This window comes from Geomicrobium sp. JCM 19055, from assembly GCF_000698185.1.
Lineage (GTDB): Bacteria > Bacillota > Bacilli > Bacillales > Marinococcaceae > Geomicrobium_A > Geomicrobium_A sediminis.
Map to the genome: position 1 here is coordinate 43,468 of NZ_BAXL01000017.1, position 15,278 is coordinate 58,745.

The 15,278-nt window shown below is 42.7% G+C and carries 12 protein-coding genes and 6 pseudogenes; 13 read left to right on the plus strand and 5 right to left on the minus strand.

The genetic code is table 11. From position 1 onward, the window contains the following. Positions 1-172: 172 nt before the first annotated feature. From JCM19055_RS15180 to JCM19055_RS30000, 8 genes and pseudogenes are all read left to right on the plus strand, one after another. A complete protein-coding gene (locus tag JCM19055_RS15180) occupies positions 173-1,387 on the plus strand; it encodes an acyl-CoA dehydrogenase family protein (protein WP_042360320.1) in 1,215 nt (404 codons plus the stop codon). A gap of 18 nt (positions 1,388-1,405) precedes the next feature. Then, positions 1,406-1,612 carry a CoA transferase gene (locus JCM19055_RS29995; protein WP_265182222.1) on the plus strand — a complete coding sequence of 69 codons (207 nt, stop codon included), beginning with the start codon at positions 1,406-1,408 and terminating at the stop codon, positions 1,610-1,612. After that, positions 1,537-2,592, plus strand: coding sequence for a CaiB/BaiF CoA-transferase family protein (locus JCM19055_RS15185; protein ID WP_265182231.1), 1,056 nt, complete (start codon positions 1,537-1,539; stop codon positions 2,590-2,592). Before JCM19055_RS29995 ends, JCM19055_RS15185 begins: the two co-directional genes overlap by 76 nt. A gap of 111 nt (positions 2,593-2,703) precedes the next feature. Next, positions 2,704-2,880 (plus strand): hypothetical protein, encoded by a 177-nt coding sequence (locus tag JCM19055_RS27510; protein ID WP_193745458.1) that lies wholly within the window; start codon positions 2,704-2,706, stop codon positions 2,878-2,880. Positions 2,881-2,891: 11 nt separating this feature from the next. Next, complete coding sequence (locus tag JCM19055_RS15190) at positions 2,892-4,190, plus strand: leucyl aminopeptidase (protein ID WP_265182232.1); 1,299 nt, start codon at positions 2,892-2,894, stop codon at positions 4,188-4,190. A gap of 20 nt (positions 4,191-4,210) precedes the next feature. Further along, positions 4,211-4,522 (plus strand): DUF3870 domain-containing protein, encoded by a 312-nt coding sequence (locus tag JCM19055_RS15195; protein ID WP_042360321.1) that lies wholly within the window; start codon positions 4,211-4,213, stop codon positions 4,520-4,522. 75 nt (positions 4,523-4,597) lie between these two features. Then, positions 4,598-5,682: pseudogene (locus JCM19055_RS15200) on the plus strand (thiamine pyrophosphate-binding protein). Continuing rightward, entirely contained in the window at positions 5,631-6,227 is a 597-nt protein-coding gene (locus tag JCM19055_RS30000) for a thiamine pyrophosphate-dependent enzyme (protein ID WP_265182223.1), read from the plus strand. Before JCM19055_RS15200 ends, JCM19055_RS30000 begins: the two are co-directional and overlap by 52 nt. 40 nt (positions 6,228-6,267) lie before the next feature. Here JCM19055_RS30000 and JCM19055_RS15205 read toward each other — a convergent pair whose 3' ends face one another. The 3 genes and pseudogenes from JCM19055_RS15205 to mqnE all read right to left on the minus strand — a co-directional run bounded on the left by JCM19055_RS15205 (position 6,268) and on the right by mqnE (position 9,881). Beyond that, positions 6,268-6,768, minus strand: a complete 501-nt coding sequence (locus JCM19055_RS15205; RefSeq protein WP_042360322.1) for a hypothetical protein — start codon at positions 6,766-6,768, stop codon at positions 6,268-6,270. A gap of 269 nt (positions 6,769-7,037) precedes the next feature. Further along, positions 7,038-8,645, minus strand: a pseudogene (locus tag JCM19055_RS15210) (ABC-F family ATP-binding cassette domain-containing protein). A gap of 141 nt (positions 8,646-8,786) precedes the next feature. Further along, positions 8,787-9,881 (minus strand): aminofutalosine synthase MqnE, encoded by a 1,095-nt coding sequence (gene mqnE / locus JCM19055_RS15215; protein ID WP_193745459.1) that lies wholly within the window; start codon positions 9,879-9,881, stop codon positions 8,787-8,789. A gap of 271 nt (positions 9,882-10,152) precedes the next feature. Between mqnE and JCM19055_RS15220 the strand changes: the two genes are divergently transcribed. Both JCM19055_RS15220 and JCM19055_RS15225 read left to right on the plus strand, forming a co-directional pair. Then, entirely contained in the window at positions 10,153-10,338 is a 186-nt protein-coding gene (locus tag JCM19055_RS15220; RefSeq protein ID WP_042360324.1) for an aspartyl-phosphate phosphatase Spo0E family protein, read from the plus strand. Between the two features lie 113 nt (positions 10,339-10,451). After that, positions 10,452-10,808 (plus strand): annotated as a pseudogene (locus JCM19055_RS15225) (HesB/IscA family protein); the annotation flags it as partial. Positions 10,809-10,878: 70 nt separating this feature from the next. Here JCM19055_RS15225 and JCM19055_RS15230 read toward each other — a convergent pair. Beyond that, positions 10,879-11,868 carry an NAD(P)/FAD-dependent oxidoreductase gene (locus JCM19055_RS15230; RefSeq protein WP_042360326.1) on the minus strand — a complete coding sequence of 330 codons (990 nt, stop codon included), beginning with the start codon at positions 11,866-11,868 and terminating at the stop codon, positions 10,879-10,881. Between the two features lie 329 nt (positions 11,869-12,197). On the opposite strand from JCM19055_RS15230, the pseudogene JCM19055_RS15235 reads away from it, so the two are divergent. From JCM19055_RS15235 to JCM19055_RS15245, 3 genes and pseudogenes are all read left to right on the plus strand, one after another. Continuing rightward, positions 12,198-13,371 (plus strand): annotated as a pseudogene (locus JCM19055_RS15235) (NAD(P)/FAD-dependent oxidoreductase). A 182-nt stretch (positions 13,372-13,553) separates the two neighbouring features. Then, positions 13,554-13,881 (plus strand): annotated as a pseudogene (locus tag JCM19055_RS15240) (YuiB family protein). A 112-nt stretch (positions 13,882-13,993) separates the two neighbouring features. Continuing rightward, the gene (locus JCM19055_RS15245) at positions 13,994-14,635 is read left to right on the plus strand and encodes a 3D domain-containing protein (protein ID WP_042360327.1); all 642 of its coding nucleotides are present in this window, start codon (positions 13,994-13,996) and stop codon (positions 14,633-14,635) included. Positions 14,636-14,689: 54 nt separating this feature from the next. Here the strand turns inward: JCM19055_RS15245 and JCM19055_RS15250 are convergent. Then, positions 14,690-15,177, minus strand: a pseudogene (locus tag JCM19055_RS15250) (divergent PAP2 family protein). Positions 15,178-15,278 lie beyond the last annotated feature (101 nt).

Sequence of the window (15,278 nt, forward strand, 5' to 3'; positions counted from 1 at the left end):
CAATAAGCGCTTTCAAAGGTATGATGAATTCAAATGATGAACTGTTCAAGTCTTATGTTGCCTAGCCATGGCAATTCTCTGGGACTGACAGCCAGTTTACTTTTCAGGGGAGTAGACTGGCTTTTTGCTGTCCTCCTTTCAAAACTATTCATAATATTAGGAGCTGAGTCGTATGGATTTTCATTTAAGTGAAGAACAACAAATGGTTCAAAAGACAGTGCGGAACTTTGTAGATAAAGAGATTATGCCGAACATCGCTGAGTGGGATGCAAACATGCATTTCGAGCGTAGCGTTGTAGACAAAATGTCAGAGCTCGGCTTTATGGGTATTTGTATTCCAGAACAATACGGTGGAAGTGGCATGGACTATAATACGCTTGCGATTGTTTGTGAGGAGCTTGAACGTGGCGATACAGCATTTCGTACAGCAGCGTCTGTTCACATTGGCTTAAACAGTATGACGATCTTACAATGGGGAACAGAAGAACAAAAACAAAAATACTTAACACCACTTGCCAAAGGTGAAAAAATCGGGGCTTTCGGGTTAACGGAACCAAACGCAGGCTCTGATGTCAAAGCGATGAATACGACAGCTAAGAAAAATGGCGACCACTACGTGTTGAACGGTTCAAAGACATGGATTTCACTTTGTGATGTCGCAGATACATTCCTCGTGTTTGCGTACACAGGTGACAAAAACGAAAACCATAGTGGGATTTCAGCATTCATCGTAGAGCGTGAGTGGGAAGGCTTTAGCTCAAAAGCGATCAAAGGAAAACTCGGTATTCGTGCCGGTAACACAGGAGAGATTTTCTTTGATAACGTGAAGATTCCTGCGGAGAACCTTCTTGGAGAAGAAGGCGAAGGCTTTAAGATTGCGATGTCCGCACTCGATAACGGTCGTTTTACCGTTGCAGCAGGGGCATGTGGTCTAATTATGGCGAGCCTTGAAGCATCTGTCGCATATTGCCACGAGCGTAAAACGTTCGGTGTAGAAATCGGGCAACACCAGCTCGTCCAACAAATGATTGCAAAAATGGAAGCTGGACTTCAAATGAGTCGCTTGCTCGTATTTAAAGCTGGTGAATTGAAAAACGCTGGCGTAAGAAACACGAGAGAAACGTCTCTTGCGAAGTGGCAATCGTGTAACTTTGCAAATGAAGCTGCAAACGATGCCGTGCAAGTCCATGGTGCCTATGGCTACTCAAACGAGTATCCAGCAGAGCGTCTGCTTAGAAACTCAAAAGCACCTGTTATTTATGAAGGAACGAGAGAGATCCATACTGTAATGCAAGCAAAATATGCACTTGGCTACACAGAAGACAAACCTCTTCGCAAGATGTTACCAGCGTGGCCGTTCGAAAAATCTACTGTACACCAAGACTAACGAACGGGAGGGAGAACGATGCACGACGCACTTAACGGGATAAAAATCTTAGACCTTTCGCGTGTTCTAGCAGGGCCACTTGGAACGATGCTTCTCGCCGACTTTGGCGCCGATGTTTTAAAGATCGAACAGCTGGAGGCAGTGATGATATTCGGCATTGGTGGCCGTTTACGAACAGTGAAAGCACCTATTATTTATCAGCGAATCGTAATAAACGTTCCATGACGTTAAATTTGAAGCATGAGCGTGGTCGTGAACTGTTTTTACAACTCGTACAGGACGCTGACGTTGTTGTTGAGAATTTCAAGGCAGGTACGATGGCGCGGCTCGGTCTTAGTTATGATCGTCTAAAAGAAGTGAATGAAGACGTTATTCTCTGCTCAATCACAGGTTATGGGCAAGATGGACCGTATCATACTCATCCGGGTTACGATCCGGTCATTCAGGCAATAGGCGGACTAATGGACGTAACGGGTGAAACCGACGGTGAAGCTACACGGGTAGGTACACCGGTTGTGGACATTATGACGAGTCATTATGTTTGTATGAGCGTTCTCGGTGCCTTAAGAAAACGAGATCAATCGGGGATCGGGGCGCATATTGATCTTTCATTGTTAGACGTACAAGTGAGCTCTTTAGCCAACATTTCAAGTAGCTACTTGAATGAAGGGCACGTATCAAAAAGAGCCGGCAATGCGCACGGAAACATTACTCCGTATGAGACGTTTCCTTGTGCTGACAAACCATTGATGGTCGCAGCGGGTAATGATCGGATGTATCGAGCTCTTACTGAAGTGCTTGGTCGTCCAGAATTAGCAGATGATGAACGCTTCTTAACCAATGGTGATCGTGTTCAACATCGAGGCGAACTTCGAGCGATCTTAGTAGCGGAGTTTAAACGAAAAGATGCCGATCAATGGGCAGAATTACTTGCTGAAAAGAAAGTTCCTTGTGGGCCAGTTAATAGCATCGAGCAAGTATTTGAACATGAACAAGTAGTACACCGCAATATGAAAATTAGTGCGCCACATCCGACAGTCGAAACGTATCATGGGGTTCGTAATCCCATTTTAGCGGATGGGCAAGTGTTGCCAGTTCGTTACGCCCCTCCATTATTAGGCGAGCAGACGTCAGACATTTTGGCTGAAACTTTTGATTTTAATCAAGAAACGGTTGATGAACTCAAAAAAGAGGGTATCATATAGGAAAGAGCGTTGGTTAACAACGAGCTGAAGGCTTGCTGCTACTTGGCAGGAAGTCTTCCTATATTTTTACGCTCATTTAGCACAAAATGACCAATGGAGGATATTACAATCATGTTTAATTTTGCTAGCAATTGGGACGAGGCTTCTAATGGAAGTGTCATTATCATCGGCGTAGGAGAAGGTGAACAAAGGTTACCTGATCAACTACTTAACGCAAGTGGCGACTGGATAAAGCCAATTCAGAACAAGCACGAATCTGGGGGATCCGTAGCAAATCTGGCGAAGTAACGTCATTTACGATCCCATTTAATGAATCGTTCAAGACGTTGATTTTTGTCGGGAAAGGTTCTTCAAAAGACCAAGACATCATTGCAACGAAAGAAGCACTCGGTAGTGGATTTCAAGCTGCTCATAAATTGAAAGAAGTGCACATTGATGTGCTTTTGGACACATTTATTGACCATACATCAGACACGGAAACAATCATTTCTGCGGCTGCTGAAATGGCTCAAACCGCGACGTATACGTTTGAAGCGTACAAGACCAATGAGCATGATACGCTTACTAGAACGTACACCTTTTATTGTGCTGATCAAAATGACGAGGCGATCAACATTGGAACTGCGATTGCTAAAGGTGTTAACTTCGCGCGAACACTCGTAAACATCCCCGCAAATGATTTAACGCCTGTTGCATTAGCAGGAGAAGCACGTGCGCTTTCTAGCCGTCACGATCACCTCTCATTTGAAGTACTCGGCAACGAAGAGCTTGAAGAAATGGGTATGCATGCGTTGCTTGCTGTAAACCAAGGAAGTGACCAGCCTGCACAAATGATCGTGTTACGCTATCAGGGGCTAGAAAATTGGGATGAGCCGTTAACGTTTGTCGGTAAGGGATTAACGTATGATACCGGTGGATATTCAATGAAGCCGCCTGAAGGTATGAAAACGATGAAGTCAGATATGGGTGGCGCGGCGGCTGTTCTCGGTGCGATGGAGATCATTGCTGAGACGAAGCCTGCAATTAATGTCATGGCTGTCATTCCGTCAACAGAAAACATGGTAAACGGAAAAGCGATGAGACCTGGAGATGTGCTCGGCAGCTTTGATGGGCAGACGATTGAAGTAACGAACACTGATGCAGAAGGTCGCCTCGTGCTTGCAGACGGTGTGTCTTATGCAAAACATCTTGGCGCTAAGAAGATTGTTGATGTAGCAACGCTTACAGGTGCTTGTGTTGTCGCGCTTGGAGATGTAATTACAGGCGCCGTATCGAATGATGATGACTTTTACAATCGTACAGCGACAGCTGCAATTGAATCAGGTGAAGACATTTGGCGTTTCCCAACACATCCACGTTACTACAAGATGTTACGTCAAAGCGATGTTGCCGACTTGAATAACGCTCCAGGGCGACTGGCAGGTAGCATTACTGCTGGATTGTTTATCGAATCCTTCGTAAAAGATACACCTTGGGTACACCTTGATATCGCTGGCACATCATTCCTTGATCGTGTCACTCCAATGGGGCCAAAAGGTGGAACTGGAGTTATGGCACGTACGCTTGCAACGCTTGCCAATCATGAAAGCCGCTCATAGGCAAAGGAGGACATTGCGTAATGGCTTTACAACATACTCGTTTTATCGCAGGTCACTCTAAATTGCCTCAAGGCATGGCTGCAAAGAGCGTCTTTGATACGTTAACGATTACAGCTGAAATTGATTGTAAGCACGGTGTGATTCTTGAAGCTTCTTGCACATTGGCGACCGATCACGGTCGCCAATACATTCATGATTTATTACGTGGGATCAGTCTTTCAGACGGTCCTGAAGAAGCAGAACAATTAATCGAAAAGCATTATCACGGAAAAGCTGCAAACGCCTTAGTAGCAGCGGTTCGAGATTTGCACCGACAATTTGAAACGTTATGATGAACCGACGGAGCAACAGTTGTTGCTCCGATTAATTTTAGCTAAGAGGTGATCACTGTGCGTTACAAAAAAACGATGACTGCTGGAGAAGCGGTATTTGAAGTGTTAAAGATTGAACAAGTGAGCCGTGTGTTTACAGTGCCAGGCGAAAGTTTTCTCGCTGTCTTAGATGCACTTGAAGGTCAAGATGAGATTGAAGTGATCGTGAATCGTCATGAAGGCGGCGCGGGCTTTATGGCAGAAGGTTACGCCAGTTTGACGGGTCAAGTTGGCGTTGCGATGGCAACGAGAGGTGTTGGTGCTGCAAACATATCAATTGCAGTACATACCGCGTTTCAAGACTCTACGCCGATGGTTGTGTTCCTCGGACAAGTGAATCGTTCTTTTAAAGGCCGAGAAGGCTTCCAAGAAGTTGATTTTGGTAAGAATTTTAATGAAGTTGCCAAGTGGACGACGGAGATTGATGAAGCAAGTCGTGTTCCGGAGCTCGTACAAAAAGCATTCCGCGTGGCTCAAACGGGGCGTCCTGGTCCAGTGATCGTTTCACTTCCAGAGGATATGCTGTTTGATGAATCCGAAATGGTATTCGGTCCGCCAACGATGATCGCAGCCCCTGCCCCAGCAACGATTGAAGTCGAAGACTTTGCCCGTCGCTTTGCAAAAGCAGAACGTCCAATCGTTATTGCTGGTGGTGGAATCCATTCTGATGAAGCTCAAATTGCTCTTCGAGAATTTGTCGAAAAATTCAAGCTCCCGCTCGTGGCAGGTTTAGAAGGCAAGGTATTATTGATAACGAACACGAAGCATACATCGGACATATGGGGCTTGCAGCAGCATCTAAGTTAGTTGAACATTTTAAAGAATCGGATTTGGTGATTGCGATTGGAACGAGGTTGTCTGAAGCAACGTCGCAAGATTATACATTAATCGGTTGGGATCAACAACTTGTTCACATTGATATTGATGCGGATACGCTCGGTAAAGTCTACCCACCTGATCTTGGAATTGTTGCTGACTCCGTAAATGCCCTTAAAGCCTTTACAGCGCTTGATATTGATCGTGATTGGTCGGGTTGGCAACATAGTTGCGTGAATCACATCAGAAGCTTATGGCCAAAGAGAAAGACCCGAGCATTTATAGTCATGTTATGCGAACGTTAAATGAAACTTTACCAGAAGACACCATTGTGACGTGTGATGCTGGGAACTTCGCGACTTGGATGCACAACCAATTAGTCATTCGAGATCGCTTCTCTTTCGTTGGACCAACAAATGGAGCGATGGGTTACGGCATTCCAGCTGCAGTTGGTGCTAAAACCGCCTCTCCACACCGCCCAGTCGTTGCGTTTTGCGGGGATGGTGGGGCGATGATGACGATTCAAGAAATTGAAACGGCAGTCAGACATGATTACCCGATCATTGTGCTATTGTTCAACAATCAAAGTTACGGCACCATCCGTATGCATCAAGAGATGCATTACCCAGACAAAGTCGTCGCAACAAAGCTTGGAGAGGTCGATTTTGCGAAAATGGCTGAGTCAATGGGAGCTTTAGGTATAACGGTTACTAAAAAAGAAGAGTTCCCATCAGCGTTTGAAAAAGCAATTCATGCCAATCAAACAGTGTTGTTAGATATTCAATGTAGCGAAGAGCCGTACGTTTCTAACGGTAAGACGTATGAAGATGTTAAAGGTATAAAAGCATAAAGAAAAGGTCGCAAGCACTGCTTGCGACCTTTTTATATAGTTAAAAAGTCTGTTCAATGTTGATATCAGAAATTACATAGTGTTCGAGGTCCTCATTAAATGTAAAGACATATTCTTCAATAAATTGTGCACGGTTACCAGCGCCATCTTCAATGGACGACGTATGAACAGTTACAACACGTTCATGATCTTCAGGTTCTGAAATATTAATGTCTTCGAAGTCATTGTGGAGGAGTTGATCGACAACGGTGTAGTGATCCCAATTAAAATCTTGAATGTAAGCATCTTGGTTGTATTGATGATGAATCGTTTCAGCTAAAGGTACGTCATACATCATTTTAAGTTCATCTAACGGTCTTGCATAATCACTAGTCATCACAACGTCCATCGTCTTATCTTGAACGTCAATGAGCTGTTCATAAATGAGGCTCTCGTCCATTTCAAACGTATCATGTGTAAATGTAAGTTCTTCTTCTGGTACAATTCCTAATCCTGAGGTTAATGCAGTCGAACCGATTAGTGCTGTCATCACCATTTTCATGATGATCGCTCCCTTCGTATTCCCAATTGTGGGTTACTTATCTATACCCTTCACATGCAATCCATAAACAATAATTATTACAATTTTTAATTTGATTGTAATAATTGACTTGTTTTTGCAATGGGATGTGTACTTAGTTAGTACATGCTTTTTGTTGAGAAAATAGACTAGAAATTATGAGAATCAAATAGAAAGTAGCAGGGATTGAGTGTTACGTGGTGTGAATACAAAAAAGAGGCAATCTCAAAGATTGCCTCTCGTACATTCAATTATACTTGCCCGATCAATTTCATTTCAGCAAGGTATTCGTCATAAGACATCTTCTTATCAATCATACCTTCAGATGAGAATTCGATAATTCGATCCGCAACGGTTTGAATGAATTGATGGTCATGTGATGAAAAGAGTACAGAGCCTTTGAAGTCTGTTAGCGCGTGGTTCACGGCTTGAATGGCTTCAAGGTCCAAGTGGTTTGTTGGCTCATCAAGGATGAGTACGTTGGAACCACTAAGCATTAATTTGGAGAGCATACAACGAACTTTCTCGCCCCCGGATAGTACTTTTGCTTTCTTAAGTGCTTCTTCACCACTGAAAAGCATACGACCTAGGAAGCTTCGGATAAAGCTCTCTGTTTGGTCTTCTGGCGAGTATTGACGTAACCAGTCTACAAGGGTAAGGTCAACGCCTTCAAAGAACTCGGTGTTATCTTTAGGGAAGTACGATTGGCTCGTTGTAACGCCCCATTTGTACGTTCCTTCATCTGGTTCCATTTCACCTGCAAGAATTTGGAACAAAGTCGTTTTTGCCGTTTCGTGACTTCCGACAAACGCGACTTTCTCGTTTGGTGATAGTGTAAAGCTAATGTTATCAAGTACTTTTTTTTGCCGTCGATCGTCTTTGATAAGTTCTCGACTGTGAGTAGGTCATTTCCAATATCACGGTCTGGTTTGAATGCAACGTAAGGTGTTTTACGTGATGAAGGTTTAATGTCATTCAGTTCAATTTTATCGAGTGTTTTCTTACGAGAAGTTGCTTGTTTGGACTTTGATGCGTTGGCGCTAAAGCGTGCAATAAAGTCTTGTAGTTCCTTGATTTGTTCTTCTTTTTTTACGGTTTTGGTCTTTAGCCATACGACGTGCAAGTTGGCTTGACTCGTACCAGAAATCGTAATTTCCAACGAAGAGTTCAATCTTACCGTAATCAATGTCTGCAATGTGTGTACAGACTTTGTTAAGGAAGTGACGGTCGTGAGAAACAACGATGACTGTATTCTCAAAGTTCATTAGGAACTCTTCTAACCAGTGGATGGCTTTAATGTCCAAGTGGTTTGTCGGCTCATCGAGTAAAAGAATGTCAGGGCTACCAAATAGTGCTTGTGCGAGAAGGACTTTTACTTTTTCTCCACCTTCAAGCTCAGACATCTTCATATAATGATACTCAGCACCGATTCCAAGACCGTTGAGCATTTGAGCGGCTTCGTTGTCAGCATCATAGCCGTTCATCTCAGCAAATTCGCCTTCAAGTTCAGCAGCGCGCATCCCATCTTCATCATTGAAGTCAGGCTTCATGTAGATGGCGTCTTTTTCTTTCATAATGTCATAGAGCCTCTTGTGACCCATGATGACGGTTTCGAGTACTTCATACTCTTCATAAGCAAAGTGATCTTGCTTTAAAACAGCCATACGAGAACCTTTAGCCATGCTCACATGACCATCTTGAGATTCAATCTCTCCAGAAAGAATCTTTAAAAACGTTGACTTACCGGCACCGTTTGCGCCGATTAATCCGTAACAGTTGCCTGGGTTAAATTGAATGTTTACTTCTTGAAATAACTTCTTATCTCCGTAACGGAGACCTACATTTTGACATGAAATCAAGTGTCATCTTCCTTTCATTACGTTAAACTCTCTATTTTAAATGGAACAATAATCTCCATAAACACGCTACCCATTATCATACCATGATCTGCAGTTGCAATCAAAAGCACGGTCAGGAATTCTGACCGTGCACTCATAAATTTAGTACGTTTTAATCACGTTGTAGAACGTGTCTCGCTCTACGGGTACTTTGTTTGCGCCTTTGATCATATGAATGAGTTCTTTTCTCGTAATTCCTTGAGACGTTAACGCCCCTACAGAGTGTGAGATTCGCTCTTCAATGAGTGTACCGTGAATATCGCTTGATCCAAATGTTAGTGCCATTTGGGTTAATTGAGGTCCGATATTAATCCAATACGCTTTAATATGATCGAAGTTATCAAGCATAAGTCGAGAAATTGCGATTGTACGCATATCATCAAATGCTGATGTTCGTCTTGTAAGTCCTGCATTTAACTTACGTGGTTGCATGGCAAGCGGGATAAATACCATATAGCCGTTCGTCTTGTCTTGCAATTGACGAAGGCGATCCATGTGAATTAAACGTTCCTCATACGTATCAATCGAACCGTAAAGCATCGTAGCATGTGTCTTTAAACCGAGCCCGTGTGCAATTTCATGTGCTTCCAGCCATTCGTCCGTCGATGCTTTTTCAGGACTCATCTTCGCGCGATAACGCTCTGTAAGAATCTCTGCACCGCCACCTGGAAGGGTGTCAAGTCCGGCTTTAATTAGTTCTTGAAGAACTTCTTTCATTGAAAGACCAGCAATACGTGCGAAGAATTCGATCTCAGCACCAGTATATGCTTTAACTGTGACATCTGGGTAATGTTTCTTTAAGGTGCGAACCGTATCTAAATAATAATCAAACGGAACTTCATTATTATGACCACCGACGATGTGGAATTCTTTAATGTTATCGTTCCAGCGATCACTTACATATTTCAGTAATTCATCGGAATCCATTGTGTAGGCGCCTTCTTCACCGGGCTTACGTTTGAAGCCACAGAATGAACAGCTCGCTTCACATACGTTCGTTGGATTAATGTACATGTTCTCAATAAAGTAGACATTATCGCCGTTTTTCTTTTCATTAACTTCATTAGCTAGTTGAGCAACCGAAAGTAGATCGGGAGTATCGTAAAGTATAAGACCATCTTCAATTGTCAATCGTTCACCGTTTCTGACTTTTTCACTAATGGCTGCAAGTTTAGGATCTTGTAGTAACGTAGCCATCGTTATCCTCCTTTAAAACGGGTCTCCGTTGTAAAATATAGTATAATGCATTTTGAACATAAGTAATGGGAATGGTTCTCTTCACCTATTATACGCTTTCACTATCTTATTGGGAAGGGAAGATGACGGAACACCTCTATAAGCGGACGAACACTTGAAAGTCAATAGAGTTTTAAGATTTTTTTTGCTTGGTCATCCAGTTTCTAGTAGAATAACAGTAGATTTACTAAAGAGAGATGAATGCTCGTCATGAGCAAGAAAGGAGATCAACATGGAACAGGATCAACAGGAAATCGTTGAGCAGCTGGAACAGTTACGCTCGAAAATGATTGAAATGGCAAAACAGCACGGCATGGATCATCCTCTTGTATTGAAATATAGCCAAGAGATCGATCTTATGCATACAGAACTGTTAAAAGCATCTCATCAGGAGCTTACTGTTGTCTCGACATATTAAGCCCGTTGAATAAAACCAATCCTCCATGCGATTCTCTGAACTTGCGATTCGTGACATACCATATTACAATAACGACAACGTAATCTTTTCGATTTACCCGAAAGGAGGAAGAGGTCATGATTACAATTACAGAAACTGCGGCAGCGCGAATTACTGCAATGAAGGAAGAAGAAGGCAATTCTTCATTGAAATTACGAGTAGGTGTCAAAGGCGGAGGATGTAGTGGATTGTCTTATGGGCTTGGCTTTGATGCTAATCAAGCAGAAGACGATACACTCTTCGAGGTATCCGGCATCAATGTGCTCGTTGATTCGGAAAGTAAGCCGATCGTTCATGGGCTCGTGATCGATTATAAAGAGAACATGATGGGCGGTGGCTTCACGATTGAGAATCCTAATGCTATTGCCAATTGTGGATGTGGCGCCTCATTTAGAACTGCACAAAATGAGGGAACACCAGAAAATTGCTAAACATCAAATGGAAGCGAATCGCTTCCATTTTTTTTGTACAAAAAAGCCTGGAATTCCCAGGCTTTTTCCTTTAAAACATATGTGAACTGTGTCCAGGCTGAAGTCTTGCTTTTGGATCGATGTAAGCTTTTGCGTTACTTACAGCAGTTGGCGCTTCTCCGAAACCAGAAGCAATTAACTTAACTTTTCCTTCATAAGAAGTAATGTCACCTGCAGCATAAATACCAGGGATATTTGTTTCCATTCTTGAGTTAACGAGAATGCTGTTTTTAGTAATTTCTAGTCCCCAGTTTTTAATCGGTCCAAGAGAAGATACAAAACCGTAGTTGACGATCACGTCGTCCACATCGATGATTTGTTCTTGCTCGCCTTTAACTTCTTGCAACACGACTTGTTCGATGCGACGTCCGTCACCGCGAAGCTCTTTAATGTCATATGGTGTGTGTAAGGTTACATCAGACTTGTGTAGCTCGTTGACGCTATGTTCATGCGCACGGAACTTGTCGCGACGATGAGTCAATGTCACGTTCGCTTGTTTTTCTAGCATAAGAGACCAGTCAACAGCAGAGTCTCCACCACCACAAATCAACACGTTACGACCTTTAAATGCGCTCAAGTTGTTCACAAAGTAATGCAAGTTACTCGCTTCATATTGTTCAGCTTCTTCAACCGCTAACCTACGAGGTTGAAACGCACCAACACCGCCAGTAATAATAATCGTTTTGGAGTAATGTACGTCTTTATCTGTTTCAATGCGGAATGTTTCATCTTGAAGCTTATCAACCGTGTTAACGGTTTGTTCTAACACGATCGTTTGATCAAACATTTGCATTTGTTCAAGCAAGTTATCGATGAGTTCTTGCGCACCGACCTTTGGAAAGCCAGCGACATCGTAAATGTATTTCTCAGGATAAAGAGCAGTAAGTTGACCACCTAGTTGAGGCATACTTTCGATGACTTTGACTTTTGCTTGCCTCATCCCGCTATAAAATGCTGCGAATAAACCTGCCGGTCCACCGCCAATAATGGTAATATCGTAAAGATCGATAGAGTTTTCCACGACCTCACACCTCCAAGTAGTATAAAACTGTGACAACCTTTATAGTATACCATTGCTTAGGTTTCCCTGAAAACGTTTGAGTGTCTCTTATTGCTACAAAATTCGACTTTAACTTGCATAAAGCAAACATTTTTCATATTGAAATGTCGAGGGACTATAGCTATAATTAACAGTGTACATTTGTGAACGTTTAGTAACATTAATTTTTTTTGACTGAGTACGTGAATGAAATCACAAACTTAGACACGAGGATTTATTAATAGATTGGAGATGTGAGGAAAGTGGCAAAGAAACCACAAATCGTCATTCTTGGGGCAGGATATGGCGGAATGATCGCAGCGACGAAACTTCAAAAGAAGCTAGGTTCAGGTGAAGCACACGTAACACTTGTGAGCAAGCACAAGTACCATTATCAAACAACTTGGTTACACGAACCAGCCGCAGGAACCATGCATCACGATGATGCTCGTATTGAGATTGATAAGGTTCTTAACTCAAACAGAGCGAACTTTGTTCAAGACACAGTAATTTCAATCAACAAAGACGAGAAAAAAAGTCATCTTAAAAGAAGGCGGAGAGCTTGCGTACGATTATTTAATTATCGGTGTCGGTGCAACTGCTGAAACCTTTGGTGTAGAAGGTGTCTTTGAACACGCGTACCATAAGTGGACGATTGATGGTGTACGTGAACTTAAAGACCATATTGAATTCCAATTTAGTAAATACCGTAACGAAACGGTTCATAAAGACGAAGACTTAACGTTTGTCGTTGCAGGTGCTGGATTTACAGGGATTGAATTTATTGGAGAACTAAGCGAGCGAGTTCCAAAGCTGTGTGAACACTATGATGTGCCACGTGAAAAAGTTAAGATGTACGTGATTGAAGCGGCACCAAGTGCACTTCCTGGGTTTGATCCAGAACTCGTTGAATACGCGATGAACTTACTTGAGCACCGCGGTGTTGAATTCAAAATCAATACGCCAATCGCTGAAGTAAAAGAAAACCTCGTCGTTTTAAAAGATGGCGAAGAAATCCCTGCAAGCACAATTATTTGGGCAACAGGCGTTCGTGGAAACAAGCTTATTGAAGAATCTGATTTTGAAGCGATGCGCGGTCGTGTGAAAGTAGACGCTGATTTACGTGCACCAGGTGAAGAAGATGTCTTTATCATTGGTGACTGTGCACTCATCATCAATGAGGAAACGGAGCGTCCGTTCCCTCCTACAGCACAAATCGCAATGCAACAAGGTGCAGTAGCAGCTGAGAACGTGATGGCACTCATCCGTGGAGGCACGACGTCTAACTTAAAGCCAGAAATTCTCGGAACACTTGCTTCACTTGGTGGTAAAGAAGCGATGGGTACTGTTAACGTATCTTTCCTTAAAGGAAGAAAGCTTTATGGACGTTCTGCATATTTCATGAAGCATATGAGTGATAACCGTTACTTGATGAAGCTAGGCGGACCGCTTCTAGTTCTTAGCAAAGGAAGAAACCCATTCTAAAATTTGTATTGAAAACTAACTCAGCTGCAACGGTGCGACTGGGTTAGTTTTTTTGTTTGGGGAGAATGAATTTTTGGTGCGTCGCAACGTGAAAAACATATGGACAATGTTTGAACATCGTTTAGTTTATTGACGAGGGTGTTCGCCTTTTGTAAACTTAATGTGATATGGAGGTGAGCGGCATGGGAATTACGAGTTTGCCGCAGTTAGTCATTTCCATGATGTTGTTTTTAATTTTGTTTTTTTGGTATTGGTTTTCTTTTAAATATGGTACTTCGTTCAACGTGGATGATGGCGGTTTTGTATCCGATCATCGTCGTATGGATTGTGAATTCGGCGACGTTTACGCAATACTTCACAAACCCAATTCAATCCTTCTCAGCTATTCCAGCCGAGTTTGCTGCACTTAGAATTGCGGATATCGTTATTTTGGCATCCGGTTTTATCGGTGCAATTATTGCAGGGGTTGCGATTCGCATGTTACGAGTTCGTGGTTATCAGATGTTTTAAAAACATACATCGTGGAAGTATAAAGCATTGCCAGTTGGCAGTGCTTTTTTTGATACGTGCATAAGCGCGTCTTGAATTGGGCATGCTGTCGTAAGTGAAAGAAGGTGACAGCATGCACTTGACGACTACCGTTTTGCGACGAATACTTCTCGCACTACTCGTAAGCGCTGCCCTTTATGTAACGTACAATCAGCTTACAGGGTTAACGCATAATGATTGGTATGAGTCGAATACGTTAGATACGCAAATTCACGAACAAGTGATACAAGAAGCATCGTCGGAAGGATTACTGATTAAAGAAAATGCATCCGTAAGAGAAGCGGTTGCCCAGATCGAAGAATTTGCAAATTTTGATGCATTTCCGACGCGACGTGTCATGGCAACAGGCTATACTGCGGGTATGGAATCGACGGGTAAAGAACCTGGTCATCCTGCATATGGTCTTACATATTCCGGTGTGCCGGTTTCAAGAGACGTCTATTCAACGATCGCAGCAGACCCTGATGTGTTTCCAATTGGAACGGTGTTGTTTATTCCAGGATACGGATACGGCGTTGTTGCCGATACTGGATCAGCGATTCAAGGAGAAATTATTGATTTGTATTATGACACTGTTGAAGAGGTATTTGCTGAGTGGGGGAAGAAAGAAGTAGATGTCTATATTATGCAAGAAGGAAATGGCCAACTGAGTGAAGATGAATTTAGAGCTTTCCAAGAAAACCGAGCCGTTGAAGGCTTTACTCCACCTGTGTAATGAATAAAAAGCCAGTGCCTACAATGAAGTAGGTACTGGCTTTTGGCTTTTGTCTTAGAATAAAGTAGGTTCTAAGAAGTTGTAGACGAAGATTGCGAGCAAGATTCCGAGTAGTGCTCCGAAAAAAACCTCAATTGGCTTATGACCAAGCAGTTCTTTCAATTCTTCGCGTTTCTCAACTTCTTCTTTATGCTGCCAATTCTTCGCTTCATGCATGAACTTGTTAAAATCATTCATTAGTTGATTTAACATCGTAGCATGGTATCCTGCGTGTCTACGTACTCCAGTAGCATCATACATAACAATGATGGCGAACATTGCAGAAAGTGCAAAGAATGTTGAATTAAAACCGTATTCAAGGCCGATCGTCGTTGCAAGGGCGGTGACAGCGGCTGAATGGGAGCTAGGCATGCCCCCAGTGCTTGTTATTAAAGAAAAATCCACTTTTCTCGTTGCGATAAAGGCAATTGGGACTTTGACAAGCTGTGCAACGATAATGGCTGAGATTGCATCCAGAGCGGATAATTATAAATGATTTCCATGAAGCTCAACGTCCTTTCTCATCTAAAAGCGTGGACGTTCTTCGAATCGAAGAAAACCCCGTATACGAACATTTACATATTATAACACAGTCCGTAAGGTC

What these genes read in the sequence shown, in the direction of transcription:
- JCM19055_RS15180 (WP_042360320.1), top strand. Translation starts at nt 173, where the DNA reads ATGGATTTTCATTTAAGTGAAGAACAACAAATGGTTCAAAAGACAGTG.
- JCM19055_RS29995 (WP_265182222.1), top strand. Translation starts at nt 1,406, where the DNA reads ATGCACGACGCACTTAACGGGATAAAAATCTTAGACCTTTCGCGTGTT.
- JCM19055_RS27510 (WP_193745458.1), top strand. Translation starts at nt 2,704, where the DNA reads ATGTTTAATTTTGCTAGCAATTGGGACGAGGCTTCTAATGGAAGTGTC.
- JCM19055_RS15195 (WP_042360321.1), top strand. Translation starts at nt 4,211, where the DNA reads ATGGCTTTACAACATACTCGTTTTATCGCAGGTCACTCTAAATTGCCT.
- JCM19055_RS30000 (WP_265182223.1), top strand. Translation starts at nt 5,631, where the DNA reads ATGGCCAAAGAGAAAGACCCGAGCATTTATAGTCATGTTATGCGAACG.
- JCM19055_RS15205 (WP_042360322.1), bottom strand. Translation starts at nt 6,768, where the DNA reads ATGAAAATGGTGATGACAGCACTAATCGGTTCGACTGCATTAACCTCA.
- mqnE (WP_193745459.1), bottom strand. Translation starts at nt 9,881, where the DNA reads ATGGCTACGTTACTACAAGATCCTAAACTTGCAGCCATTAGTGAAAAA.
- JCM19055_RS15220 (WP_042360324.1), top strand. Translation starts at nt 10,153, where the DNA reads ATGGAACAGGATCAACAGGAAATCGTTGAGCAGCTGGAACAGTTACGC.
- JCM19055_RS15245 (WP_042360327.1), top strand. Translation starts at nt 13,994, where the DNA reads ATGCACTTGACGACTACCGTTTTGCGACGAATACTTCTCGCACTACTC.